Origin of the sequence: Mucilaginibacter sp. cycad4 (genome assembly GCF_034263275.1) — a bacterium.
Taxonomy (GTDB): Bacteria; Bacteroidota; Bacteroidia; order Sphingobacteriales; family Sphingobacteriaceae; genus Mucilaginibacter.
In genome coordinates this window covers 5,073,554-5,098,588 of sequence record NZ_CP139559.1, presented here as the reverse complement: position 1 = coordinate 5,098,588, position 25,035 = coordinate 5,073,554, and the positions used below count along the sequence as shown (strand labels likewise).

Annotated in this window: 22 protein-coding genes; 8 read left to right on the top strand and 14 right to left on the bottom strand. The window is 45.3% G+C overall.

Annotation, left to right across the window (positions count from 1 at the left end):
* Positions 1-31: 31 nt before the first annotated feature.
* From SNE26_RS20670 to SNE26_RS20605, 14 genes are all read right to left on the bottom strand, one after another.
* Positions 32-844: a PRTRC system ThiF family protein gene (locus SNE26_RS20670; RefSeq protein WP_321555796.1), complete on the bottom strand. Its 813-nt coding sequence runs from the start codon at positions 842-844 to the stop codon at positions 32-34.
* The gene (locus tag SNE26_RS20665) at positions 841-1,590 is read right to left on the bottom strand and encodes a PRTRC system protein B (RefSeq protein ID WP_321555795.1); all 750 of its coding nucleotides are present in this window, start codon (positions 1,588-1,590) and stop codon (positions 841-843) included. The genes SNE26_RS20670 and SNE26_RS20665 overlap by 4 nt, the downstream gene beginning before the upstream one ends.
* The gene (locus tag SNE26_RS20660; RefSeq protein WP_321555794.1) at positions 1,565-2,458 is read right to left on the bottom strand and encodes a hypothetical protein; all 894 of its coding nucleotides are present in this window, start codon (positions 2,456-2,458) and stop codon (positions 1,565-1,567) included. Before SNE26_RS20660 ends, SNE26_RS20665 begins: the two co-directional genes overlap by 26 nt.
* 104 nt (positions 2,459-2,562) lie before the next feature.
* On the bottom strand, positions 2,563-2,739 hold the full coding sequence (locus SNE26_RS20655; protein WP_321555793.1) for a hypothetical protein: 177 nt from the start codon (positions 2,737-2,739) through the stop codon (positions 2,563-2,565).
* Between the two features lie 2 nt (positions 2,740-2,741).
* Entirely contained in the window at positions 2,742-2,957 is a 216-nt protein-coding gene (locus tag SNE26_RS20650; RefSeq protein ID WP_321555792.1) for a PRTRC system protein C, read from the bottom strand.
* A gap of 9 nt (positions 2,958-2,966) precedes the next feature.
* Positions 2,967-3,560, bottom strand: a complete 594-nt coding sequence (locus SNE26_RS20645; RefSeq protein ID WP_321555791.1) for a PRTRC system protein E — start codon at positions 3,558-3,560, stop codon at positions 2,967-2,969.
* A gap of 5 nt (positions 3,561-3,565) precedes the next feature.
* Positions 3,566-3,784: a hypothetical protein gene (locus SNE26_RS20640; protein ID WP_321555790.1), complete on the bottom strand. Its 219-nt coding sequence runs from the start codon at positions 3,782-3,784 to the stop codon at positions 3,566-3,568.
* A 3-nt stretch (positions 3,785-3,787) separates the two neighbouring features.
* Complete coding sequence (locus tag SNE26_RS20635; RefSeq protein WP_321555789.1) at positions 3,788-4,039, bottom strand: hypothetical protein; 252 nt, start codon at positions 4,037-4,039, stop codon at positions 3,788-3,790.
* A gap of 46 nt (positions 4,040-4,085) precedes the next feature.
* Positions 4,086-5,153 carry a DUF932 domain-containing protein gene (locus tag SNE26_RS20630; RefSeq protein WP_321555788.1) on the bottom strand — a complete coding sequence of 356 codons (1,068 nt, stop codon included), beginning with the start codon at positions 5,151-5,153 and terminating at the stop codon, positions 4,086-4,088.
* A gap of 44 nt (positions 5,154-5,197) precedes the next feature.
* Positions 5,198-5,623 carry a single-stranded DNA-binding protein gene (locus tag SNE26_RS20625; RefSeq protein ID WP_321555787.1) on the bottom strand — a complete coding sequence of 142 codons (426 nt, stop codon included), beginning with the start codon at positions 5,621-5,623 and terminating at the stop codon, positions 5,198-5,200.
* Between the two features lie 522 nt (positions 5,624-6,145).
* Positions 6,146-7,228: an efflux RND transporter periplasmic adaptor subunit gene (locus tag SNE26_RS20620; RefSeq protein WP_321555786.1), complete on the bottom strand. Its 1,083-nt coding sequence runs from the start codon at positions 7,226-7,228 to the stop codon at positions 6,146-6,148.
* Between the two features lie 4 nt (positions 7,229-7,232).
* Positions 7,233-10,466, bottom strand: coding sequence for an efflux RND transporter permease subunit (locus SNE26_RS20615; protein ID WP_321555785.1), 3,234 nt, complete (start codon positions 10,464-10,466; stop codon positions 7,233-7,235).
* Between the two features lie 12 nt (positions 10,467-10,478).
* Positions 10,479-11,870: a TolC family protein gene (locus tag SNE26_RS20610; protein ID WP_321555784.1), complete on the bottom strand. Its 1,392-nt coding sequence runs from the start codon at positions 11,868-11,870 to the stop codon at positions 10,479-10,481.
* Between the two features lie 80 nt (positions 11,871-11,950).
* Positions 11,951-12,346: a hypothetical protein gene (locus SNE26_RS20605; RefSeq protein ID WP_321555783.1), complete on the bottom strand. Its 396-nt coding sequence runs from the start codon at positions 12,344-12,346 to the stop codon at positions 11,951-11,953.
* A gap of 184 nt (positions 12,347-12,530) precedes the next feature.
* Between SNE26_RS20605 and SNE26_RS20600 the strand changes: the two genes are divergently transcribed.
* The 8 genes from SNE26_RS20600 (at position 12,531) to SNE26_RS20570 (ending at position 25,034) form a co-directional block, all read left to right on the top strand.
* A complete protein-coding gene (locus SNE26_RS20600; RefSeq protein WP_321555782.1) occupies positions 12,531-12,731 on the top strand; it encodes a hypothetical protein in 201 nt (66 codons plus the stop codon).
* A gap of 94 nt (positions 12,732-12,825) precedes the next feature.
* Complete coding sequence (locus tag SNE26_RS29570; RefSeq protein ID WP_373695584.1) at positions 12,826-12,984, top strand: hypothetical protein; 159 nt, start codon at positions 12,826-12,828, stop codon at positions 12,982-12,984.
* A 76-nt stretch (positions 12,985-13,060) separates the two neighbouring features.
* Positions 13,061-13,663, top strand: coding sequence for an RNA polymerase sigma-70 factor (locus SNE26_RS20595; RefSeq protein ID WP_321555781.1), 603 nt, complete (start codon positions 13,061-13,063; stop codon positions 13,661-13,663).
* 102 nt (positions 13,664-13,765) lie between these two features.
* Positions 13,766-14,920, top strand: a complete 1,155-nt coding sequence (locus SNE26_RS20590; RefSeq protein ID WP_321555780.1) for a FecR domain-containing protein — start codon at positions 13,766-13,768, stop codon at positions 14,918-14,920.
* Positions 14,921-15,119: 199 nt separating this feature from the next.
* Positions 15,120-18,311, top strand: coding sequence for a TonB-dependent receptor (locus SNE26_RS20585; protein ID WP_321555779.1), 3,192 nt, complete (start codon positions 15,120-15,122; stop codon positions 18,309-18,311).
* A gap of 18 nt (positions 18,312-18,329) precedes the next feature.
* The gene (locus SNE26_RS20580) at positions 18,330-20,036 is read left to right on the top strand and encodes a RagB/SusD family nutrient uptake outer membrane protein (protein WP_321555778.1); all 1,707 of its coding nucleotides are present in this window, start codon (positions 18,330-18,332) and stop codon (positions 20,034-20,036) included.
* A gap of 354 nt (positions 20,037-20,390) precedes the next feature.
* Positions 20,391-21,896 (top strand): family 43 glycosylhydrolase, encoded by a 1,506-nt coding sequence (locus SNE26_RS20575; protein WP_321555777.1) that lies wholly within the window; start codon positions 20,391-20,393, stop codon positions 21,894-21,896.
* A 21-nt stretch (positions 21,897-21,917) separates the two neighbouring features.
* Positions 21,918-25,034, top strand: coding sequence for a glycosyl hydrolase 115 family protein (locus SNE26_RS20570; protein WP_321555776.1), 3,117 nt, complete (start codon positions 21,918-21,920; stop codon positions 25,032-25,034).
* Position 25,035: the final 1 nt, after the last annotated feature.

Sequence of the window (25,035 nt, the reverse complement as noted above, 5' to 3'; positions counted from 1 at the left end):
CCGAGATTCCGGCAGGTGGCCTAATGATTATTTAAGCTACTTTCAGCGGTTGTGTCCTGAAATCAGCCAGGTTAAGGAAAAACCCACGATTAAATAGGATGCCCTCACGGAACATCTGCCAAAGCAAGGAAGCCCCGCAGTTGGCCAATGCCGAATTGATGAATAAATCCTGCTTGGTCAGGGCTTCGGCCAATGAACAGCTTGGCGTGTTGTCGCCCTGTTCCGAGGCCGCCAGTAGTTCCTTAAATTCATCCGTTACCATCGGCAGGCTTTCCACGGGGCGGTACAGTTCCGAAGCGGGCTGTTTGATTTTATCAAGGGTGGATAATATGACCTGACCGCTTGAACGGCTGTTGCCGAAATCGAGCCAGTACTTTACCCGGTTGCGGCCGCCGTAATTGTCGGTCAGGTGGGCTAATATTTCGGCAATCTCGTAACGTGCGGCTACCGTATCCACGCAGGAAACCGTAATCGTGGCACTTCCTACTTCTTTGTTTTTCAGCGACTGCTTATCATAGCGGATGGTTTCGGCTTTCCAGCTCGTTCCAAAAAAACGGTTGATGCGGTTAATCAGGGCAACGGATTTGTAATGCCCTAATTCGGCGGTGGTAAATAACTGCCTGCCCAAATTGGCCGTGTCCACCTTATCATCATCAAAAACCCGGACAAATACGCCGGCATGTCCCAAAGCGGTGAGCGCATGGTTCATTCTTGCAAGTGCGGTCAATACCTGACTGCCGGTACCGCCTGCACCAATCAAATTAACGGTTACGGGGTTATAGGGCTGTAACAGCTCCTTTTGGACGATATGTACAGCGGGTTTATTGATTTTTTGCTTTTTCATCGGATGAGTTGTTTAAGGGTCAAATGATTAGTTAATAGCTCCTCCTGGGGGAACGGTTCGGTTGAGCCTGTGAGGGAACGCCACAAATCGGTGGTATTGGTTTTGGTGCTGTTGTTCCCGCTAATGGAATGGCTGAAATTGCTGTTAAAGAAATAGCGTTCCCATGTGGCCATAAAATCCTCCAAACAGGTGGATTTGCCGATATTGATCTGCACCGTACCCATGCAGACCTGACCGCTCCCGTAGATGTTGAGGTAGGGGGCATGGCAGAGCTTGGTATTTTCATGGGGTTTGGTTTTTCCTTTGACCGCATAGACACACAAGGTGTCGGCGTTGGCTTTCCAAAGCATGGCGGGAATAGGAAATTTACCCGATGGGATATGCAGGCCATCCACAAAAAATAAGGTCACTTCCTGCGGCGGGGTGTACCAAACCGCAAAGCCGTTGGCCTGCTGATTGACATATAATACCTTGTTCGGCAGCAGTCCTTTACTTTTCAGGCAGGTGTCCTGTAGTTCCGGCGAGGTTTGCAGTAAAGCATGCAAGGCCGTCATTTCCTTTAAGGTCAACGGATGGGCATTGATGGGGCGGCCATCCTTACCAATATCATAGCTTTCGACGTATATCTGCGTTTCCTCCTCATTTCGCTGAAACTGGTTGATTTCCGCTTCCTTTTCATGCTTGTAAATCAGCAAGGCTTTGAACGGTTCAAAGCCCGTGTTAAACTGTTGGGTGATGTTCTTCATGGTCGTATTGGTCTAATAAATCCCTTAATCTTTCCATCAAACCGAACAGGCGGTTCTCAAAATCAAAATCCACCTTCTGCGGGTCGGGGAGCGTATCGAAAAAATGAACGGCGGTGGGTTCGTCCATGACGGGCATTTCCTGAAAACTGCAATTGATCATGTTCATTAATTCGTCCTGAAAACAATCCCGGTCGCTCCAATAGAAACCGGTATACTGGTCAACCCGGATACGTTCTTCCTCGTCGGGGTAAACCAAACCGGGATGGATGCAATCGGGCAGGGAACGTTTGGGGTACTGGCGGTAAAGCTGTAAAAATTCGATAGCCAGTAGTTCCCATTCCAGTTCGTGCGCATCACGGTGACGGTAGTTCCATACGACTTTCTCCATGCGCTTTAACCAAACGGGATTTTTGATGACGGGCATGATATGGCCGCCTGCCCGGCGCATTTCATATAAGGTATCTTCCTGATGCTGACGCCAAGCCTTTTCTTCTTCGTCCGTGTTACCCTCGTCCTCCGCTTCGTTTATCCATTGTTCCAAGGTATCGTATTGATAATCGAGGAAACTGCCGTTTTCGGCGTAGAATGGTATTTCAACGACCTGATGGAGGTAGGCGAAAATGACCGTGACGAGTTCGGTGATGCGCTCCTGTCCGGCGGTCTGCGACCAAATCCAGTAAGCCCTGACCGGGATATAGAACAGGCAGTTGCTCAGATCAAAGGTTTTCACTACCGACAAAACGGCCTTTTTTCCTTTATCCTGCAAAATCTGGCAATGAAAATTGGGGTCGATGGCGCTAACCTGTTTGGCCGCTTCCTGCCAGGTGCTGTAAATATCCTGCGGGAACGGCAGGGTTGTTTGCGGCACAGGAATTTGGTAGTAAGCGCAGAGATTGGCAAGGGAGTGAAAATACTCCCTTGCTATCCTTTCCCTGTTCCCGCTGAATGACCAAAAGGGTAGAAAGCGGTGGTTCAGAAAACCATTTCCGTTAGTCCTGCGGGTGCGCTCCTTAAGGGGTTGCGCCTTACTTCGTCGGCATCGGGCAGGCGGTCTAACCGCCCTGCGAGTTCCCCGAACAATTGCTGTATTTTCCATTGGTCGCCTTTGGTATTGATTTTTATAACCCGGTTAACTGTGCTCTTTTTCATGGCTATCCTTTCGTTCCCATCGTGCTTTCAAAGCGGTACTGCGCTTCGTCGTCTTTGATCTCCGGGCCGATGATCTTCGCATTGGTCAGCACGGGGTACGTGCCTGCATAAAAGTGCTGTACATCAGTTATGGTAAATTGGTCGTTGGGGTCGGTCAGTCGAATCTCCTGCCCGTTTTCCTTATGCAGGAATACCCTCGGTAAAATGAATGTTTTCATGGCGGTTGCTTAATCTTTGAATTGGTTAGCTAACTTGTCGTATATCTCTTTTCCGGCTTCGATTTCCTTGCGCCTGCTTGCTATCAGTTCGGCTTTATCGGCATAGTCGGCGGGGTCGGGTAGTTGCGCCAACGCTTCGGCGTACTTCATTTGTTTAGCCAGTTCCTTTGATTTTTCCATCGCATCGTCGAACAGGCGTTTTTTCTCCGCTTTGGCTTCGGTATAATCGGCCTGTTGGGTAAACAGGTTCTGTTCATCCTCGCTATCGTCTTCGGGTTCGGTAGCTTTGGCGGTTTTGTCCTTATCATTCTTGCCGTTCTTTTTGGCCTTGTCCAGTTCTTTTTGGTAGGCTTCCAAATTATTGATGAGGCCAACGGTCTGTTTTATCGGCTGTGCGAATTGACTAAAAAATCCCTCGTCCAGTTCGGGGGCTGTGCCTTTGAACAACATCGGGGGTAAACTATTCCCGGCGGTTGCGGTGATGTTGCCTTTTTTCAAAACGGTCGAAACGGTAATTACGCCTGTTTCATCGTGGTGGATATTCAAGAGCAGGTTACCATTGATTTGTAAGCCTGCTATCTGTTCAAAAAAGTTCGTCTTCATGGTCATTAAATTTTAGTGGTTTTGAATAAAATATAGTTGCCGTTACGGTTTCGGGCGGTAAAGCCATTGCCTTCAATAATGCCCTTTATCAGGTTTTCGGCTTTTCGGGCTTCCCCGGCATCTGCCGCACTCATGTATAGCAGTGCGGTTTGGTCGAAAAACTTGAGCGTCTGACCTAAAATGGTAAGCGCTTTCCGCCCGGTCTTATTTGCTAAAATGCCCATGGCTTAAAGTTTTAGATGGTTAAAGCCTGCAACGGCCAGTAAAAAAATCCCTGCGCACCCGCACAGGTTAGCAACGAACAGGATTACCCGTTCGATGGTCGTGGTCACCACGAATTTGCGGTAACTGCTGAATTGCTGCAAACCTGCAATCCCCCTGCGGTTGAACCTGCGCCGTCCGATAACATAGCGGATGAACAGGCAAAAAGCGATTAGTAACAACCCGCAGGGTATCGTATAACTGTGTTGTGTTTTCATAATTCAAAGGAATAAAAGCAGGGGAATTGCTCCCCTGCCTGATGGATTAATTCAGGTTCAGCGCAGCCGCACCATTTTTGGCGAATTGTCCGCACAGGTCGAAAGCGATCTGCCCCCGTTGTTTGGCGGTGCCGTCCATGATGGATTTAAATTTGGCATCGCCGTCTTTGAAGTTCCGCACGTTTTGGTAATAGCCGGTGATGGCATTGTAAGCCCCGAACAATGTCCCGGCGGTAGTTTCCATTTGCTGGGTCGGGTTACCCATCGCATAGGCATAGGCATTTTCCACGATGTTGGTGTAGGTGGTGGATAGCTTATCCAGTAAGCCCAGTTCCAAATTGGTAATCACTTCTTTGTTCGGCGCTAAAGCCACCTGTATCAGCTTTTTCACCTGCGCATCGGTGATGCGCACCCGTGTCCAATGATTGAACAGTTCTTCTAATTCTCCGGCCATTACATGCGAAATGCCCATTAAGGTGTGCGCCTGTTTCAGGCGGTCATTAGCGGAAGCGGTATGCCTGATTTTGATACCCCCTGAATGGTTGCGCATAGCAGCATTTAAGGTATTGTTACAAACGATACGGGTCGGTGTAAAAGCGGCGGTGATACTGCCGAAACCATCGTGCGAAGTGGTCAGGAATAAATACTGCTCGATTAAATCCTGTTTACCGACCCTGATATAATCCGGTAGCTTGGCCGTAATGAAAATGCGTTCGCCCTTGCCTAAAGCGCCTGCGGTTTCGTATTTGATACCATCCCCGCCCCCGACGATCGCATCGAAGAACTGGAACGCATCGGCATTTTGTACCACTTCGTAGTCTTTGCCCACTACGCCCAACACGCTGTCGTTATCATTGCGCACGGTAGCGAAGCAGCCGGGTACTTCGATTTTAGAGGTGGCAAAATCCGGGTCAAACCCGGTCAGTTCATTATTCAGGGCATTAGTGAATAAGGGCCGTTTTTCCACTATATAGTCTAAACCTGCGTAGCGTATCGCTTCCGCACTGGTGGGGTAATCCTCCACGATCTGCCCCAGCCCGTGCCAGGCTTTTTCTTTTACACTAAAAAAACTGTGTTTCTCTGTCTGCCCGTTATAAAAAAGATGGTGTGCCATTTGTTTAATTTTTAAAGTTTTTAAATCTGTTACTTAGTGTCAGGTTAGGCCGATTTAGTCAGCAGGTTGATTTCTTCGGTGCGAAAGCGCAGGCTTGCCATCGGCTCACCGTCACGGCTTACCCATGGTTCAGCGGTCATAAAACCCGAAAGCTGTACGACCATGCCTTTTTTCAAATAGGGTGCGATACCCGCCCCGCGCCAGTAGGTGCAATCCACAAAGGCGGTTTCCTCTTTTCGCTCGCCCTGTGATCTGTAGCGGCGGTTAACCGCTACCCTGAACCCTGTTACTTTTTTGTCCTCATTGACTGCTCTCACGGTAGCGTCTGCTACCAATCTCCCGGTGATTTCCATGATTTTTTTAATTAATGCGTTAATAAATTCTGTTATGACCCATTCGGCGGAAAACCTCATTTGGCCTTTGATAGAGGCAGAAAATTTGCGCGGGGGGCTGGCTTGCAAGGCTGCCATAGAAATAAAATACGACCCGGAGCGTAAGCGGAGGTGTGGAGATTTTTTTCGGGCACGAAGCCTGGCCTTGCAAGCCGAAGAGGTATAAATTTGCCTCTGCAAAGGCTAAATGAAGACACCTGGAAACATCCGGACCGCCATCCCTGGAACCGGTCAGTCGGCAAAGCGGGAGGGGCACGGACTTCGAAAGGTCAAAAGGCGGCTGCCGATCCGGCTACCGTTGCCGGACGGGGCATCCGAAGGACATGGCCGGCTTTTGACCTACTGTTGAATGAGGACATCACGGTCGATGCTGAGAAGCCCGAACGGAGAAAGGATCTAAAAGGCAAGGCCACCTTAGGGCTACCCGACGTTGCGAATTAGCCCATACAGATTCCTTGCGTTTACCAAGACAAAACAGCGTTTACAGCAAAGCGGGAACGAAGTTCCTCCTGGCCAACGACTGCAACGGGATGATGAAAAGGTCACATTTTAACCGGTGCGTTATTTGAGCACCCCCCGGGAAACCACCCGGGGGGCAATTTAGCGGATGGTATCACCGTCTTTTAAATCATCGCCTGCATTCAAGACAATCCGGTCGCCAGCCTTCACGTTTCCGAACACTTCGGTAGCGTCTTTTCCGGTTAGGCCCTCCTTTATATCCGTTAACACAGCTTTGTCATTCCTGGCAACGATCACATATTTCCTTTCTGTAGATCGAACGATAGCAGAGTTCGGAACCAATAATGATTTGGCTCCGGAGCGCATCGGTATTTTTACTTCGGCATACATGCCCGGTTTTAGCTGGCCATCTTTGTTTAACACATCAATCTCGATGGCTTCTGAGCGCATAATACCTAAAGCATTGGCCGAACGGCTGATCTTGGCACTATGAGAAATGCCGGGTATTGCATTAAAGGTAAAAGTAACGGCCTGTTTTAAATTCACCTTGTCAACATAATCTTCAGGGATAGCCACTTCAAGCCGCAGTTTCCGGGTATCCTGTAAAACGAGCATCGGCTGATCGGTCGCTTTGCCGGGTGCAACCAGTGCACCTGGAGATACATTGCGCTGTACGATAGTACCGTCAAAAGGTGCATATATGCGAAGATATCCCTGCATGGTTCCAACAGAACCCACGTTTGCTTTTTCAGAATTAGCAATAGCCAGGTCTGACTTCATACGTGATAGTGCATTATCCAATTCAAGCGGGGAAACAGAACCGGGTTCTGTGGCAGCTTGTTTTAGACGGCTGTATTTTTCCTTACTTGCATTAGCCGATTCCTGCGCCTGCAGGTAACGGGAATTAGCGGCCTGCAACTGCGATTCCATTTCAGGAGCTTCCAGCGTTAATAGTAGCTGACCTTTGCGTACCTGGGTTCCGCGATCAACCAATACCGTTTTAACAAAGCCGTTAACCTTAGGAAACAGATTTACTTCGTTGAATGGATTTAACTGGCCGGGCAAGCGAGCATAACTGGATAACGCCTTTTCAGTGATGGTGCCGATCTCGTATTTTTTATTACTGATAGTTTTTTGTTCGGTCAGATCAACCGGTTTTTGATTACCAGAGCAGGCTGCGAAAAATAGTGCTGCAGAAGCTATAATGATGAATTTGGTTTTCATGTTCTTATAATGTTGAAGTTTTGATAGCCATGTTTTCTTCAGGCATCAGTGATGGTGAATCGTAAGTGGTTTTATCCTGTACCCAGGCAAATACCAAAGGCAGGATGAATAAGGCAGCTAAAGTCGACGCAAATAAGCCGCCGATAACTGCGCGCCCTAAAGGTGCAGTTTGTTCACCAGCTTCCCCTAAGCCGGATGCCATCGGAATCATGCCCGCCATCATGGCCAGGCTGGTCATCAGGATAGGTCGTAAACGAATGGCAGCACTGGTTATGGATGCGCGTGTGGCATCCTTGAATTCCATTCTTAATTTTTCACCGTTGGTAACAATTAAGATCGCGTTAGCCACCGATACGCCGGTAGACATGATCATACCCATATAGGATTGTAAATTCAGTGTTGAGCCTGTTAGCAACAGGGCGGTGAGTGACCCCAAAATAACTGCCGGTACTGTTGAAAGTACGGTAAGAGAAAGCTTGAACGACTGATAATTGGCGGCCAGCAAAAGGAAGATCACCAATACGGCGAAACCTAAACCACTTTGTAAGCTGCTCATGGTTTCTGTCAGGAGGTTGGTCATCCCTTTCAGTTCGGCTACCAATCCTTTTGGTGGCTTACCGATTGACTTCAATACTTTTTGAACGTCGGCGGTTGCCGTACCCAAGTCCATTTTGTTAATGTTAGCGCTGACAGTAAGGAAACGTCGCGGACCTGCACGGTCATATTCGCCCGGCGCATAGGTCATTTTAAAGTCTGCTACGTCGGCCAATGTCGGGGTGCTTTGTCCCTTAAGTAACGGTATTTCCTTCAACTCGTCCATGGTATTCATGGTATACTCCGGGATCTGTACCTGCACCTGGTAGGTGTATTGTTTGTCCTCGTCCAACCATTGATTCTTCTCTGTAAAGCGGCTCGAGGAAGTGCTGGCAGTTACTGAGCGGGCAATGTCGGTTACGGTTAAACCGAATTGGGATACTTTTTGCCGGTCGAGCGTAATCGCAATCACCGGGATTTTTAACGGCTGCACGATCTGTACATCTCTTAAATAGTTGATTTTTTTCAATTTGGCTACCGCCTTGTTGGCATAATTTTCAATCTGCGCCATATCCTTTCCTGCCACCCGAATCTCAATCGGTGTGGCGGCGCCCTGGCTCATGATCTTTTCGGTCATATCAATTGGCTCAAAGGTGATGCGTAAATCCGGCAAATCATGGCTGATATTTTTGCGCAGCGCATCTTTCAATTCGTCCATGCTTACCTTATAACTTTCATCCAGTTTTACCTGCAACACGGCTTCATGGGTGCCTGTATTGAAAATGTAAAGGTTACTGCTGCCGTAACTGCTGGGAATAATCCCCACATAACCCGAACTGATCTCCACATGATGATTAACAGTTTTATCAATGATACTCAATACCTGTTTAAATTTATCTTCTGTACGTTCCAGGCGTGTTCCGTCCGGTGCTTTGATGCGGATCAGGAATTGACCGTTGTTCAGCTTGGGCATCATATCTTTCCCGATGATCACAAAACCAATGCCCGCCAAAACCACCACCGCTACCAGATACACCGGAACTATCCATTTTTTATTGGGCATCCAGTGGGTAATAATGGCCATGAAACGCAACTTTACACGTTCAAAAAGATCATTTTTTTTCGGTTCTTCCTGTTCATGCTTTAAGTGATCGTTTACCTGGTCTTCCTCTTGGTTATTCATTGCCTCGCCGGCATGGGCATGCAGTTTCCCATGTTCGTAGTGCTGGTATTGTTCTGCTTTGATCAGCCAATTGCTCAAAATCGGTACCAGCGTTTGTGCTAAAATGTAAGACACGATCATCGTTAAACCGATCGACATCGAGAGCGGTAAAAACATAGCTTTTGGTACTCCATTCATCAGGAATGAGGGAGCGAAAACCGCAAGAATACATAGTAGTATTAGCAACAGCGGAAACGAAATTTCCTCGCAGGCATCATAGATAGCCAGTTTCTTAGACTTGCCCATTTCCAAATGCTGGTGGATGTTTTCTATGGTCACCGTTGCCTGATCGACCAGGATACCGATAGCCAGTGCCAGGCCGCTCAAGGTCATGATATTAATGGTTTGCCCAAAGGCACCCAATAGCATCACTCCTAATAAAATCGAAACAGGAATGGTGATCACTACAATCAAACTGCTGCGCCAATCACGTAGAAATAATAATACCATTAAGCCCGTTAGTAAAGCGCCTAAGCCGCCCTCAGTTATCAAGCTTTTAACAGCATTGATCACAAACACAGATTGGTCAAACTCATATGATACCTTAATATCATCAGGCAATAAACTCTGCATCTCGGGAAGTTTGCTTTTGAGCCCCTGTACCACCGACCAGGTTGAGGCATCAGCAGTCTTAACAACAGGGATGTAAACCGACCGTTTGCCGTTGATAAGTGCATAATCAACTGTAATGTCAGATGCATCGGCCACTCGGGCAACGTCTTTTACCAGCACGGATACACCATTCTTGGTCTTGATCGGGATATCGCCGAACTCTTCAGATTTTTTTACCAGGGAATTGATAGTTGTGGTAAACATGGTATTATCGATCCGCAAGTTACCGGATGGCGACATGGCATTGAATTTTGCCAGCGCTTGTACCACCTCGTCCGGCGTCAGTTCATAACTGCGCATCTTAGCGGGGTCAACACTTACGGTTATAGAGCGAGAATTTGCACCAAATGGGGGCGGTGCCGACAAACCGGGAACTGAGGCAAACATCGGCCGGATGCGAGTAGCGGCCATATCATAAATTTCTTTCAGACTGCGGCCAGGAGCCGATAATACCAATTGGCCGACCGGCAGAGATGACGCATCGTAACGGATCACTTGCGGAGGTAAAGCGCCGGGTGGAAAGAACTTCATGGCACGGTTTACCTGTAGAGCCACTTGCGCCTGCGCTTCGGCCATGTTGGTGCTTTCATAAAAGCTGATCTTGAGCATCGTAAGGCCCTGGATATTTTTGGTAGAAATATTTTTGATCCCGTTTACGTACAGGAACTGGTCCTGCAAACGGGTACTAAAGAATCCTTCCATTTGTTGCGGAGACATGCCGCCGTAAGATTCGATCACATAGATAGTTGGCAGATTGAGCTGCGGAAAAATATCTATGGGTATATGGAGCGCGCTGAGCACGGCAAAGATCATCAAACTGAGGGTAATGACTACCACGGTGATGGGCCGTTTCAGTGCTGAGGTGACCATTGACATAATAGTTTAATTTAAAAGGTTTAAAACAGAACTTAGGTTATTGACCGTAACCGCCTTTTGAAATAAAGCACTAGTGTACGCGAAGCGGGCCTGTGCATAATCGGTCTCAGCACGGTATAATATATTTAGAGCGGTATTCAGTTCAATGATATCAGTTAGGCCGCTCTTGTATAAGGATAGCTTTTGGCGGTATCCAGCAGTCGCTGCTTTCAATTGATTAGGAATCTCGGTCAGGCGCTGCCGCGCGGTGTTTAGTTCCACATCCGCCTGATTTACGCTTAACTCCAGCAGATTTTTTTGTTCTTCCAATCTGCGCAGCGCATAGTCAGTAGCAGATTTCTGCGTGCGCAGCTTTAACTGTTTCCGGCGCAGATCGAAAAGGTTATAAGAGATACCAACGCCCACCAGATAATTGTTACGATCAAAGCCCCAGCCGCTGGACAGGCTGTTATAATGGTCGTTGCCATCAATACTTGCGCCGCGACCCCAGGCAGCAGCCTCTAACAATATCTTTGGGTTATATTGTCTTTTTACCAGCTCTTCTCTTTCGCGGCTATTTTGCACAACCGACTGATAGTAATTGATGATGGGATGATTAGCGGTATCTGCAACGAGGATATTGGGGATGTCTGTTCGCGAGATCAAGCGAGTTTCTGCTAAGGTGTCGGCCAGGATAGCCTGATAAGGCATGCCACTTAGCGCAGCTAACTGCAATTGAGTTTGTTTAAGCTGGTTATCCAGTTCAATATAGGTTAGCCTTGCTTTTGAAAGTTCGGCTTCAGCTATGCTGGTATCTACGCCGGGCCTGACGCCGCTTTTAGCCAACGACTGGATAGATCGCCTGATTTGTTGATTGCGTTCGATGTTTCGGGCTTGTATATTCAGGTAATCCTGCAAACGCAGCAGCTGTAGATAATCACCAATGGTATAAGCCTGCAAGCGGTATTTAGATTGCTGAAACTGGTTTTGTTCAACAGTGATATCTAAGTTAGCCACCTTATTTTGAGCGGCATAGGCTCCAAAATTATAAATCTCCCAATCAAGCGCGGCAATACCTAAGTTAGTCAATATCCCACTGGTATTGCTTTCGGCTCTAACGCCGCGCGAATTGCCCGGTACGATCCCAAAGCCAAAGTATGGTCCGGCGGTGTTGTTGTTTGTGCCGATATCGGCCTGATAATTAAGTTTAAAATTAGGCAGCCAGTTACTGCGCGTTTCAGCGGCCTGGGCTTGCCGAATGTCGATGGCGGCAGAATCGGCCAGCAATGCCGGCGCTTTTTCATTAACTCGGTTAAGCAGATCGGCAAGGCGGATAGGCTGTTTAGATTGCTGGCCGAGACTGTTGCTGGCCAAGCTAAGACAGAGCAGCACCAATAATGGTGCTTTGATATTTTGCATAGAAATCCGAATAAAGTTAATAGGCCTGTCACGGTGGTGCAGGCGGTATGATCAATTAAAACATGGTGTTAATACCAGTTTCAGATCCGGATAATTTGCAGGGATAAAAATGTGTGATGCGGTAAGCGGGCTTCATCTAACGAACGGGTAGGAAACGAGATTTTCAACAGCCAGGCCGACGGGAGAAAGAAAAGCAGTATAAAAAAGCCGGCCGCTGAGTTAAGTACATCAGTGACGATGTTTTTTTCTTCAAAGGTTGACTTGTCCGGCCGTTTAATCAGTACTTGATCAGCTGCGTTGCTGGTAGCCATTTCGGTTTTCCGCTTAAAGATTGAGTTACCGGTCATCTGTATTTTAGAGACCTGACCGTGCTGCTGCGTAATAAAAAAGATATGTGTAGTTGCAACAAGAAAATAAAGCATCATTACCATTAATACGGTAACGTCCATTGTACGGGTATGGCGCAGTTTATTCATGCAAGTGCTAAAACACAAACATCAATAAAAAACAACTTACTTTTTGCAAAAGTTTTGTTGCAATAAGTACAAAGTGGGAGAAGGCTGTGTGATTCAATAAATATTAGCAGATTGACTTTTGAAACGTGACCTAAGTCACCGGCGCATGATCGTCACGTAATGATATTTGCATAAAAATTCCACTATGCACCTGTTAGCTCATTCCGCATTTCTATTCATCGGTATTTCGCTTGGCCTTATTGGCGGCGGCGGCTCCATTTTGACCGTGCCGGTTTTGGTTTCGTTGCGGTTATCTGGTTTGAAATTTTCAAATGGAAGAAACGGAAGTAACATGTATGGTTATGTTTCAATTTACGCGAAAAGTTACCATTCTAAAAATGGCTAGGGAACAGACCAACGGACGGAAGTTGAGGGCTTGGGGATGACGGAAAAAGCGATGGAGTCGCTGCCGTTAAAGTAGCCCCAACGAAAAAATTGATTTGACCGAGCAGTATATTAAGCAGCGTCCGGCGCTTGTATATGAGTTTTACACTATCAATGATGCACCCGCGGAGCTTAAATGTTATACCCTGTCAACTTATGCACTTAACAAGAACCATAATCTGCGATATGCGGTAAATATAGATGACCAGAAATGAAAGAAGAGGGTTGGGGTTTTGTAATTACCCCGTTTTTGCTTATAATTGATTTGCTTTTCGAGGCATTAAACCAATTATGCAGGGCAATTCTGAGGTAGAAATAAAATTATTGCTGCACCAATTACGTAGTGGAAACCAGCGCGCATTCGAACAGTTGTACCGGATGTACAGCCGTTATTTGCTTTCCAACATTCGTATGCTCGTTAAGGACAAAGAGATTGCCGACGAAATTTTGCAGGATGCCTTTTTGAAAATTTGGGAATGCCGGGAAGCTGTTGACCCCGAAAAATCCTTCAAGAATTACCTGTTTACAATTACTCGGAATTTAGTATACGATCATTTGCGAAAAGTTGCCCTGGATGTCAGAAAACGTTGCGATCTGATGCAAAAGGCTCTCGAAATCTATACCCATGTCGAAGAGGAATTAATCAATAAGGAAAACGATGCATTACTTTCAGATGCCGTTGATCATCTCCCGTTTCAATGTCGTAAAGTATACACTTTAAGTAAATTAGATGGTAAAAGCCACCAGGAGATTAGCGAACTGTTAAATATTTCACTAGCTACCGTGAACAATCACATGGTTAAAGCAAACCGGCAAATACGCTCTTTCCTTTTAAGAAATGGCGAACTCTCTTTGGTTATTGCCCTCATGCTCTGCAACTATATTCGTAAGTAATTACCCATCCCGATCTAAAGAATTTGAGCTATTTCAAAAAAAAATGAATTTGGAGTAGTTATCAGTTATCTCTCATTCGTAAACTATACAAATAACCAAATTATGAACCGTTTCGATCAGCTTCTTACGAAGTATAAGAATGATCTATGTACACCTGAAGAGTTAGCGGAGCTATTAGACTATTTTACTTCCGATGATGTTGAGAGTGAATTAAAGCTTGCTTTACACAGACACCTTTCGCTTTACGGCGGTGCGGCAGATGTAACCGAAGAAGAAACGGAGACTGTTCTTGACAATATAAGAACGGAGATAGCTGCTCAAAGAGAAAAAAAATCACCTGCCTGGTATTGGTGGGCTTCAGCAGCAGTTGTGTTAATATTTGGTGCAACGGTTTTATTTCGTACGCCTGAAAAACCACAAGGAGTTGCACGGGTTGTTCGTCCTGCAAAATCACACATTACGCCCGGAAGTAACAAAGCTATTCTGACATTAAGTAATGGTCAGACAGTGCAATTAACAGGTGCCCCTAATGGTAAGATTGCCCAGCAAGGTGGCGTGAGCGTTCAAAAGCTTCAAAACGGCAAAATAATTTATTCTGCTGATAGTAGTTCGCAACAACAGCTGAACGCCTGGAATCAGATCGAAACCCCTCGCGGGGGCACCTACGATATTGTGCTATCAGACGGAACGCACATCTGGTTAAACGCCGGTTCCACATTAAGTTATCCAGTTGCTTTCACAAAGTCTGAACGTACGGTGAAGTTGACTGGTGAAGGATATTTTGAAGTTGCACATAACGGTAAGCCGTTCAAAGTATTGAGTAACGGCCAAACAGTGCAGGTTTTAGGCACCCATTTTAATGTTGAAGCTTATTCAGATGAAAGATCAATAAAAACCACATTGCTCGAAGGGTCCGTTCGTGTGAATTATAACGGTGCTCAGGCATTGATCGTTCCCGGCCAAATGGCTGTTAATGATTTAAGCGGCCAGTTAAAAGTCCGCAAAGCAGACACCGAAAAAATCATAGCCTGGAAGAATGGGCTTTTCATATTTGACGATGAAAGTGTAGCAGAAGTAATGCGAAAAGCCGCACGATGGTACGATATCGAGGTTGACTATCAGGGTATTACCACTCGGAAAAAATTATGGGGCACTGTATCACGGTATAAAACAATCAACGAGTTGATGGATAATATTGCCATTGCAGGCAAGTTAACGTATAAAATTGACGGAAGGAGGGTGATTTTGATGCGATAAGCTTTTACAAAAAATCGCCCAAAAAAGACCAGAAGCCCGCCAGCTTCTGGTCATCGATCAGCGGTTAGGCTGAGAAAGGGCTTCAGATGATCATATTCCAATATAACCAATTACTAAAAACCTCATTCAAATGTATGTAAATACTACTACACTTCGACACGTCGTGCCTTTTTGTTTTAAATCTAAATTATGGAGATTTATGAAACTCACATTTTTCCTTGTCTTGGTTGCGTTTATTCACGTTAATGCAGCGTCACTCGCACAAGGGATAACCTTAAATAAAACTAACGCAACTTTAAGGGAAACCTTAGATGATATCCGCAAGCAAAGCGGTATGAGCCTGCTTTGCGACGCCGAACTCATAAATAATAGCGAATATGTTAATGTTAAAATTAAAAATGCTACGCTTGATCAGGCATTGCAAAAAACATTAACCGGCCAGCCTTTTTCTTATCGCATCAAGAATAACACCATTATAATCTTTGTAAAAGACGAGCCCGCTGAGGAAAAAAAGATTATAAAAGTTTCCGGTAAAGTTACCGATATTCACAATCAGCCACTACCTGGTGTTACAGTTAAATTAAAGGGAGCCCAGCAAGCCGTTGCAACCGATATCAACGGTGTTTATTCCATTAACGTACCGGACGAAAATGCGGTTTTGGTTTTCAGCTTTGTAGGATTTTCGACCCAGGAAGTGGCGGTCCAAAATAAAACGATCTTGAATGTTACCCTCATAGAAGAGAACAGCAAGTTGAATGAAGTTGTTGTAGTAGGCTATGGTACCCAAAAGAAAGTTGATGTTACCACGGCTATCTCGTCAGTCAATTCTACCCAAATCGCCCGTGCAGCAACTGGTGACCCTACCGGAGCCCTTCAGGGTACCGTGCCGGGCGCGAATGTTGAAAAAACCGTCGGCAAACCCGGTTCCGGCTATAGTGTAACCATACGTGGCGTCCACTCCATTGGTTCGTCAAACGAACCCTTATATGTAATCGACGGAATACCCACAACCGGTGGTCTGAATGATCTGAACCCAGCAGATATAGAAAAAATCGACATTCTGAAAGATGCGTCTGCGGCCTCAATCTATGGTTCGCGCGGTGCAAAAGGGGTGGTGATCGTTACGACCAAGCATGGTAAAGCCGGAAGAACAACACTCACCTTCGACTCATATGTAGGCGAAAAGCGTCCTGTGCATCTACCTGATATGATGAACAGCCAGCAATATGTTGATTACCGGATTGCACAAGCTCAGGGCTCAGGTAAGAGTACCGAGCTTGCCGATATTTTAAGTTCCGATCTCATCGCAAATTATAATAGCGGGATAAATACCGACTGGCCAGATCTTGTTTTGAAAAATGCAGTCCAAATGAACCACAATATTACTGCCAGTGGAGGTGATGAAAAAACGCGTTTTTCGATGAGCGCAGGTTATTTGTTTGAAGATGGTAACGTAACACCCGAAAATTACAAAAAATACAATTTACGCGGCAATGTTGACCGCCAAATTACCGATCAATGGAAAGCGGGTATCAATCTTTACCTGGTACAGGACCTAACCAATTTAGGCAGTTACGAAACGCTGCGCTCTTCATATCGTTTACCGCCTATTACCAATCCTTACGATGCCAGTGGTGCTCCGCAGTTTCGTGTTTTCAACAACGACGCAGTAACCAATCCTTTATTTGACGAAACTAATGACTTGCGTCAGAACCGGAGTCTAAGGTCTTTTGGCAATCTGTATGTCCAATTCCAACCAATAAAAGACTTCATTATCAAATCAACTATTTCGCCGAGTTATGTTGGCGGCAGAAGTGGTACGTATTATGGCCCACAGAGCAAGCAATCTGTTGGCGGTTCACAGCCAACAACCGGTTCGTATAGTACCAGCGACAATTTCACCTGGGTTTGGGATAATCAAGCTATCTACGACAGGCAGTTTGGCGCTCATCATTTAACCGCCACGGTAATTCAAAGCATGCAGAAAGACCGCAGTGAAACAAGTACGCTTACCGTGGCTGGTCTGCCGTATGCTTCCTTATGGTATAATCTTGGAACTGGTGGTACCGTGCAGGGCTATGGTACTAACTATACATTATACAGTTTAGCATCCTTTACCGGACGTGTGAATTACAATTTTAAAGATAAATACCTGCTAACCGCAACCGGCCGTTACGATGGTTCATCTCACCTTGCTGAAGGTCATCAATGGGGCTTTTTCCCTTCTGCATCGGCTGCCTGGCGTATTTCGCAGGAGGATTTCATGAAAAAATTGACTTCGGTTAACGATTTGAAACTTCGGTTGAGTTATGGTTCTACCGGTAACGACCGCATTAGCGCCTATTCTACCCAGGCTACGCTTGGCCAAACGTTCTATGATTTCGGCGGAACGTTGGCAAACGGTTATGCGCCAAATCAATTGGCTAATCAAAACTTAACCTGGGAGACCACAAAAGAGCTTAACCTTGGTGTCGATTACAGTCTTTTCAATAACCGTGTGTCAGGTTCAGTGGACATTTATACCCGCAAAATCTTGAATATCCTTCAAAATCGCCAGCTGCCTCCCGAAACAGGTTTCAATTCGGTTGCGTCAAACGTAGGTCAAATGAAGAATCAAGGTATCGAGGTTGCGCTGAACACTATCAACATACAAGCAAAAAGATTTCAGTGGAAAACCGAGTTCACGTTTGAAGCAAGCAAAAATGAGATCACACAGTTATACGGTGGTACAAAAAACGACGTAGGTAACGTTCTATTCATCGGCCAGCCAGTTTCTGTCAACTATGATTACGTATTCGACGGCATCTGGCAAACCGACCAAGCAGCCCAAGCAGCAAAATACAATCAGAAACCCGGTCAGATCCGCGTGAAAGATCTGGATGGTAATGGAGCCATTAACGCAAGTGATAAGGCGATTTTAGGTCAAAGAACACCAAAATGGACCGGTTCAATTGCCAATACCTTCCGCTATGGCCCGTTAGATCTTTACGTTTTGGTTTATACACGTCAGGGCGAGCAATTCAACAGCAGCTTTGATGCTACGTTTATGAACTATAACCAAGTTTATAATCAAATCAACGAACCTTATTGGACACCCGCCAATCCATCAAGCAAATGGTGGCAGCCCGGCAATCCCGGCCCTTATACTACAGCGCCACTTTATCGGTCGACAAATTTTGTAAGGATTAATAACATCACGTTAGGATATACATTCCCGTCCTCTATCCTTCAAAAGATTAAAGTCAACAGTCTGAGAGTATATGCTACGGCGACAAATCCAGTGTTGTTTACGAAATATAATGGCTTCGACCCAGAATGGGCCGCGCAAAACACATTTGGTACGGCAATCAGTACAGCAGTGTACTTAGTAGGTGTCAACCTTAGCTTTTAACTGTTAATTCAACTTGAGATGAAAAAGATATTTTATATATTAATTCTGATTTTGGTTCTTGGAAACTTTTCATGCAAAAAGTATCTGCAAGAAGAAAATTTGAGCGGTATAACAAGTACAAACTATTATACCAACACAGCGGGTTATGAATCGCTGGTTAACTCTTGTTATGGTTCTCTGCGCAGCACTTACAATGCCGATCCTTTCCTGTTTGAATACGGTACCGATGTGACAACCAGAGGCGATCAGGAGGCAGTGAGCGGTACATTAGGCGACCGTCAGACAAGGGCTATAGCTTTAGATGAATACAATACGCTGGCCGCCGATAATTCCGGCGTAAGTGCCACTTTCAATTCCTGTTATTCAGGTATTCAACGCTGTAACACCGCTATCAATCGTGGCCCGTCTGTTCCAGGGATAGACCTTGCACTAGCCAAAAAGCGGGTTGGCGAAGCCAGCTTCATCAGAGCTTATTACTATTATTTATTGGTTGAAAATTGGGGCAGGGTTCCTATTGTAACTGAGGAGATCAGCAGTCCCATTACCCATTTTACGCCGAGCGAAGAAAAGGATGTCTACAACTTAATAATATCTGACTTAAATACAGCACTAAGCAACGTTGACGAAACGACAACTGACTTTGGGCGTGTTACTAAGGGAGCAGCAAGACATTTCCTTGCCTTGATCTATCTGACCAGAGGCTATAAAAGTTATGGAAGTTCCGCTGATTTTACCCAAGCTGCGCAGCTCGCAGATCAGGTGATTAATAGCGGGACCTACACTTTGCTGCCCAACTTTGCGGACGTGTTTAAGCCTGCCAATCAGCAAAATAAGGAAATTATCTGGTCTGTTCAATACGATGCCAAAAGCCTTGGTTTGTACAATGGTGCCAAGACGCTCGGCAATGGTCAAAACATTTTTTTCGGATGGCGCATTTGGCAACAGCCAGGTTTTTATGAAGGTGACCCCGTATATAACCGCCGGATAGCTGATTTCATGCCAACCCAATACGTATATACGCTTTTTAACACTACTAAAGACGCTCGTTATGATGGGACCTTTCTAAGCCAGTTCTATGCGTCGCAAGCTGCTACCTTAAACGGCAAACCGGTGGCAAAGGGTGATTTACGCTTTTATTTCCCTAAATGGGACCAAACCTTCAGCGCTGCCGATGAAGCTGCGTTGAAACTTGCAAATCCAAATGTTCAGGTTATCCGTTTTGATCAGTGGAAGCAGAATTTTAGCAATATTGGCGGTGCAGAAATGTTCCCAATGGTCAATAAATTTTACGACCCTTCAGCCGTTCTTCCGGGTGCGCAATCGAACAGCTACACCAGTACACGGGATGTATTTATCTTCCGCCTGGCTGAAACTTATCTTATCGCTGCTGAGGCATATTTCAAATTAGGCCAGAATAACATTGCAGCTGATCGAATAAATGTTATCCGTACACGTGCGACACTTCCAGGCCAGAACATGCAAATCACAGCATCCGATATTAACGTCGATTTCATTCTTGATGAACGCGCCCGCGAATTGGAGGGCGAGTTTAAACGCTGGCTGGATTTGAAACGCACACATAAGCTTGATCGCGCTTTCACCAATAACCTGCTTACCAAGCAAGCAAATCCTGGCGGAGTAATCGATAAATATTATTTGCGACCTATTCCCCAATCTGCTATTGATCTTGATTCCGGAGGTTATCCGCAAAATCCCGGTTATTAACAGGACAGGCAGCAGCAAGTATTGCTTGCTGCTGCCTGTAATTTAAGGCTTACTTTTCGACATAAAACATGAAGCTGAAGTATTAGTATTGTCTAAAAGCCGCAGGCAGGATATTACTGACCTAGCAAACGGTAGTGACTTTTCTTAACATACCAGCCGTAGCTCAGAAAGTGCAACAATAAAGGTCAGCAATCTGAGCAACGTCTATTATGATAAAAGAAATCGATGGATCGATCTGGGAACTGTCGCCTTTTCAAACAATCAAATCAAGGCAAAAGCTGGCAGTACGTTGCGTTTGGCCGGTAAATAACTTTAATCTCGTAAAACATCGGCTAACTAATTGCCTATATATCTATGAAACTTTATATAAAGATCACCCTCTATTCGGCCCTGGCATTCGCTGCCATTACGGTTAATGCTCAAAAAAAAGGCGATCAGGGCAATGGCACCTACTTAAATCCTGTAATGAGTGGTGATTTTCCCGATCCCAGCATCATGCGGGACGGCAAAGATTATTACATGGTGCATTCTGCTTTTGATTACCTTCCGGGATTAACGGTTTACCATTCAACCGATCTGGTGAATTGGGAACCTGTCAGTTATGCGCTGTCAACTTATCTCGGCCCCTGTTGGGCCCCCGACATCACCAAATACAAGGATAAATATTTTATTTATTTCACCATCGCCAACAAGGGAAACTTCGTGGTTTACGCGGATAGCCCCAATGGGCCGTGGAGTCATCCGATCGATCTCAAAATCGGTTCTATCGATCCTTATCATGTGGCCGATGAGACTGGCCAACGCTGGTTATTTCTTAGCGGCGGTATGCGTGCTAAACTGGCTTCCGACGGTTTATCCGTTATTTCCGGTAGCTCGGAAAGAGTTTATAGCGGTTGGAAGTTTCCGGACGAATGGATAACCGAGGGTATGGCATTAGAAGGCCCCAAAGTCCAGAAGATAGGTAATTACTATTATTATATCAACGCCGAGGGTGGCACGGCAGGTCCGGCTACTGCCCACATGGTCGTTGTCGCAAGGTCTAAATCGATCAATGGTCCCTGGGAAAATGCACCGAATAACCCTTTGATTCATACTTATAACGAAGATGAAAAGTGGTGGAATAAAGGGCATGGCACTTTGGTCGACGCTCCGGACGGCAAATGGTGGATGGTCTATCATGGATACGAAAAAAACTTTTTGAATTTGGGAAGGCAAACGCTGCTGGAACCCATTCAAATCACACTTGAGGGCTGGCTGAAAGCACCTACAGGTACGGGAATCGAAAAACCTTTAGCAAAGCCGGTCAAAGGCCCCGCTAAGGATCGTTTGGCAAACTTGAATGACTTCAGAATCGGCCTCGACTGGAAATATTATAAAAAATATGATCCTGATCGGGCAATGGTTCAAGATCATGCCTTGACATTAAAGGCACAAGGCGATAATCCGCAGGATTCGGCACCTCTACTATTCGTGGCCGGCGCAGAGCGTTATGAAATCAGCGTTAAAGTGGACAGGGCCCCCGGTACAACTGCAGGCATTCTATTGTTTTACAATGCCGATTACTATGTAGGTACAGGGCTAAACGACAAAGATCGGCTCAGATTTCGCAAAGGGGCTATAAAAAATAGAAATGCCTACGATGGAAATTCCTTATGGCTAAAACTGCGCAATTACAATAATACGGTCACTGGTTATTGGAGTAAAGATGGCAAAGTTTGGCATAAGGAAGCGTGGGGCATGGACATTACCGGCTACAATCACAATACACTATATGATTTCCAAAGTATGCTTCCCGGCCTGTTTGCTTACGGCGAAGGTAAAATAATATTTAGCGACCTCAAGTTTACTTTGCTTGATTAAACTTTTAAGCTTGACGAAAATATGATTGTCCACGATATGCAAATGATTATAAATTTTTTTGCCGCAAAAAGGCATAAGCCATCTTTATATAAATTGTCTTCGCTCTCTCATCATAATGGTTTAATAATTGGTTACAAGCTGTTCGCCGGTGCCTTTTTTTTTATAATTTTTTCCAGTAAGCGATTTATTATGGCAATCATGAGGCTTAGAGCAGGACATGAAAATTTACAGCGATCAATGAAAAAATTTATTGGCATCACATTCCTTCTGCTTTTGATAACACTGCTGCCAGGCATTGTAATAGCCCAGCAATTTCAGATTTCAGGCAACGCACAATCATTAACTATACTTTACGATAAAACCGGTCCAAAATTAGATTCGGTATGTGCGGGTCTATTGGCAGATGATATTCAACGGGTAACAGATGAGCGACCCGCAATTCGCACGTCGGCAAATGATGTTTATGGGCAGGTGATCGTCATTGGTAATATTGCATCCCGACTTGTCAAAGCGTTTTTGCCCCACCAATCAATTCTAAATAGGAAATTGCAAGGCAGCTGGGAAACCTTTGCTCTAAAGGTTGTTGATCATCCAAATAAGCATATTTCCCAAGCATTGGTTATTTCTGGGAGTGATACCAGGGGAACAGCTTATGGTGTTTTTACGATTTCCGATAAAATCGGCGTATCGCCATGGTATTGGTGGGCCGATGTCGCCGTAAACAAAACCCGGCATTTAATCCTCTCCCAGCCAGAGTATATATCTGCGCCACCTTCCATTAAATACCGGGGCATATTCATCAACGATGAGGACTGGGGCTTGCGTCCATGGGCGTCCCATACATTTGAGCCCGAAGTTAAAAATATCGGTCCTAAAACTTATGCTAAGGTGTTTGAACTGCTCTTAAGGTTGAAAGCCAACTTTATCTGGCCAGCCATGCATCCGGGGACGAGCGCCTTTTACTCAGTGCCTGGCAATAAGGAAACAGCAGCGCTTTATAATATTGTAATAGGTTCTTCACATGCCGAACCATTATTGCGTAATAATGTGGGCGAATGGAACGAAAAAACAATGGGTAACTTCAATTATCTGACTAACAAAACGAAGGTAGACCAATATTGGGAAGAACGGGTAAAAGAAAGCAGCGGTAATGACGTGGTATACACGACGGGGATGCGCGGCGTGCATGATGGCCAGATGGAAGGAGTTAAAACCGCACGGGAGGCTGTGCCGCTTTTGCAGCAAATAATTGAAGATCAGCGCGATTTGTTGCTCAAATATAATCATAAGGATATTACGACTATTCCCCAGGTCTTCACTCCTTATAAAGAAGTATTGGATTTTTATGACAACGGTTTACAGGTGCCCAGCGATATTACCCTCGTCTGGCCTGACGATAATTACGGTTACATTCAACGCCTGAGCGATAGCGTCGAGCGAAAGCGTTCTGGAAGCTCGGGAGTTTATTATCATATTTCCTACTGGGGCCGTCCTCACGATTACCTGTGGTTAAGCACAACTCATCCTTCGCTTATTCGTGAGGAGATGATGAAAGCTTATAATACAGGTGCAAATCGGCTGTGGGTAGTTAACGTTGGAGATATTAAACCGATGGAATACAATATTCAATTTTTCATGGATATGGCCTACAACGTTTTGCCGTTTAGGCGAAGCAGTTATACACACGAGCATTTATCCCACTGGTACACCCGATTATTTCCCGGCATTGGGTCACAAGTCAGTAAATTAATGTGGTTATATTACAATCTCGCTTTTGAAAGACGGCCTGAATTTATGGGGTGGAGTCAGACTGAGCCCAATACTTCAACCAGTTTTACAGCTTACAACCACTTTAATTATGGCGATGAGGGGCAGCGTCGCATAGACGACTACAACAACATAGAAAAACAAGTGCAAAATTTGTGGAGTAACATTGGATCAACTATAAAGTCGCCATTTTATCAATTGGTTTATTATCCTATAGTAGGTTCGGCCGAAATGAATAAAAAATTTCTCTACCGCGATAAAGCGTGGCTATATTCAAAACAGAACCGTATCAGTAGTATCGATTACCTGCAAATGTCAATTGCCGCTTACGAACAAATTGTAAAAGCAACTGATTATTACAACGACACTTTAAGCGGCGGTAAGTGGAAAAACATGATGAGCATGAAGCCAAGAGGATTAGCGGTATTTGACCCTCCCGAAACGATAAAGTTGAATCTTTCTAAAACTGCACGATGGGCCGTAGCCGCTGAAGGATCAGACACCGCAATCAGGCAAAAATCAGTTTTACCAGAGTTTGTGCGAGGTGTGGAGCGTTCTCACTTCATAGATGTATTTTTGACTGATTCTGCCAAAATATCCTGGAACGCTCAGACCTCCGGCAGCTGGATAAAAATATCGTTGAAAAATGGCCGTTTGGAAAGTAAAAACGGTAAAAAGCAAACCAGAATATGGGTTACTGTCGACTGGACGAAAACGCCCCGGTCGGCTCACTGTGAAGGATATATCGATGTTAGTGGAGCCGGTGATGCTTACAGGATCAAAGTAGAGGCTTACAATACGCCCATCAATGCAGCGAAGAACATAAATGATTTTTTGGAAGAGAGTAGATACTTATCAATTTATGCTCAGCATTATTCCGAAATTCGTAATCAGCATGACCAGTATTGGCAAAAAGTCGATGGACTGGGTCACACTGGCAAATCGGTTATTGCGGAATCTAAAAGGCCAATGGGCAGTAAGGATACCTTGAAAATCAAGACATCGGCCGCGTACGTTACTTATCATTTTTATACTCAACACGATAGCCAACCTGACATTTATATTTATACATTACCTACGCTTCCATTAAATAAAAGCTACCAGGTACGTTGCGCATTTTCTATCGATAACGGCCCCTTGCACTTGTTGAATTTTAAATCTAACAGTACAGCACGAACTCAGGAATGGAAACAAAATGTTTTAAGCAACCAAGCCGTGCGAACAGTGCCTATTCGGGCACTTAAAAAAGGTGCTCATTATCTTAAGATCTATGCCGTCGATCCTGGCGTTATACTTGATCGTATAATTATTGACTTGGGGGGCTATAAGCCTAACTACGGCGTTGTACCCGAAACGAGGCTCGAATTTTGAT

Bases quoted from the DNA above. Each gene is read 5' to 3' on its own strand.
- SNE26_RS20620 (WP_321555786.1), bottom strand. From the start codon at position 7,228: ATGAAAACCAAATTCATCATTATAGCTTCTGCAGCACTATTTTTCGCA.
- SNE26_RS20590 (WP_321555780.1), top strand. From the start codon at position 13,766: ATGAACCGTTTCGATCAGCTTCTTACGAAGTATAAGAATGATCTATGT.
- SNE26_RS20570 (WP_321555776.1), top strand. From the start codon at position 21,918: ATGATTGTCCACGATATGCAAATGATTATAAATTTTTTTGCCGCAAAA.
- SNE26_RS20615 (WP_321555785.1), bottom strand. From the start codon at position 10,466: ATGGTCACCTCAGCACTGAAACGGCCCATCACCGTGGTAGTCATTACC.
- SNE26_RS20670 (WP_321555796.1), bottom strand. From the start codon at position 844: ATGAAAAAGCAAAAAATCAATAAACCCGCTGTACATATCGTCCAAAAG.
- SNE26_RS20665 (WP_321555795.1), bottom strand. From the start codon at position 1,590: ATGAAGAACATCACCCAACAGTTTAACACGGGCTTTGAACCGTTCAAA.
- SNE26_RS20645 (WP_321555791.1), bottom strand. From the start codon at position 3,560: ATGAAGACGAACTTTTTTGAACAGATAGCAGGCTTACAAATCAATGGT.
- SNE26_RS20600 (WP_321555782.1), top strand. From the start codon at position 12,531: ATGCACCTGTTAGCTCATTCCGCATTTCTATTCATCGGTATTTCGCTT.
- SNE26_RS20605 (WP_321555783.1), bottom strand. From the start codon at position 12,346: ATGAATAAACTGCGCCATACCCGTACAATGGACGTTACCGTATTAATG.
- SNE26_RS20650 (WP_321555792.1), bottom strand. From the start codon at position 2,957: ATGAAAACATTCATTTTACCGAGGGTATTCCTGCATAAGGAAAACGGG.
- SNE26_RS20640 (WP_321555790.1), bottom strand. From the start codon at position 3,784: ATGGGCATTTTAGCAAATAAGACCGGGCGGAAAGCGCTTACCATTTTA.
- SNE26_RS20630 (WP_321555788.1), bottom strand. From the start codon at position 5,153: ATGGCACACCATCTTTTTTATAACGGGCAGACAGAGAAACACAGTTTT.
- SNE26_RS20575 (WP_321555777.1), top strand. From the start codon at position 20,391: ATGAAACTTTATATAAAGATCACCCTCTATTCGGCCCTGGCATTCGCT.
- SNE26_RS20595 (WP_321555781.1), top strand. From the start codon at position 13,061: ATGCAGGGCAATTCTGAGGTAGAAATAAAATTATTGCTGCACCAATTA.
- SNE26_RS20580 (WP_321555778.1), top strand. From the start codon at position 18,330: ATGAAAAAGATATTTTATATATTAATTCTGATTTTGGTTCTTGGAAAC.
- SNE26_RS20610 (WP_321555784.1), bottom strand. From the start codon at position 11,870: ATGCAAAATATCAAAGCACCATTATTGGTGCTGCTCTGTCTTAGCTTG.
- SNE26_RS20625 (WP_321555787.1), bottom strand. From the start codon at position 5,623: ATGGCAGCCTTGCAAGCCAGCCCCCCGCGCAAATTTTCTGCCTCTATC.
- SNE26_RS20585 (WP_321555779.1), top strand. From the start codon at position 15,120: ATGAAACTCACATTTTTCCTTGTCTTGGTTGCGTTTATTCACGTTAAT.
- SNE26_RS20655 (WP_321555793.1), bottom strand. From the start codon at position 2,739: ATGAAAAAGAGCACAGTTAACCGGGTTATAAAAATCAATACCAAAGGC.
- SNE26_RS20635 (WP_321555789.1), bottom strand. From the start codon at position 4,039: ATGAAAACACAACACAGTTATACGATACCCTGCGGGTTGTTACTAATC.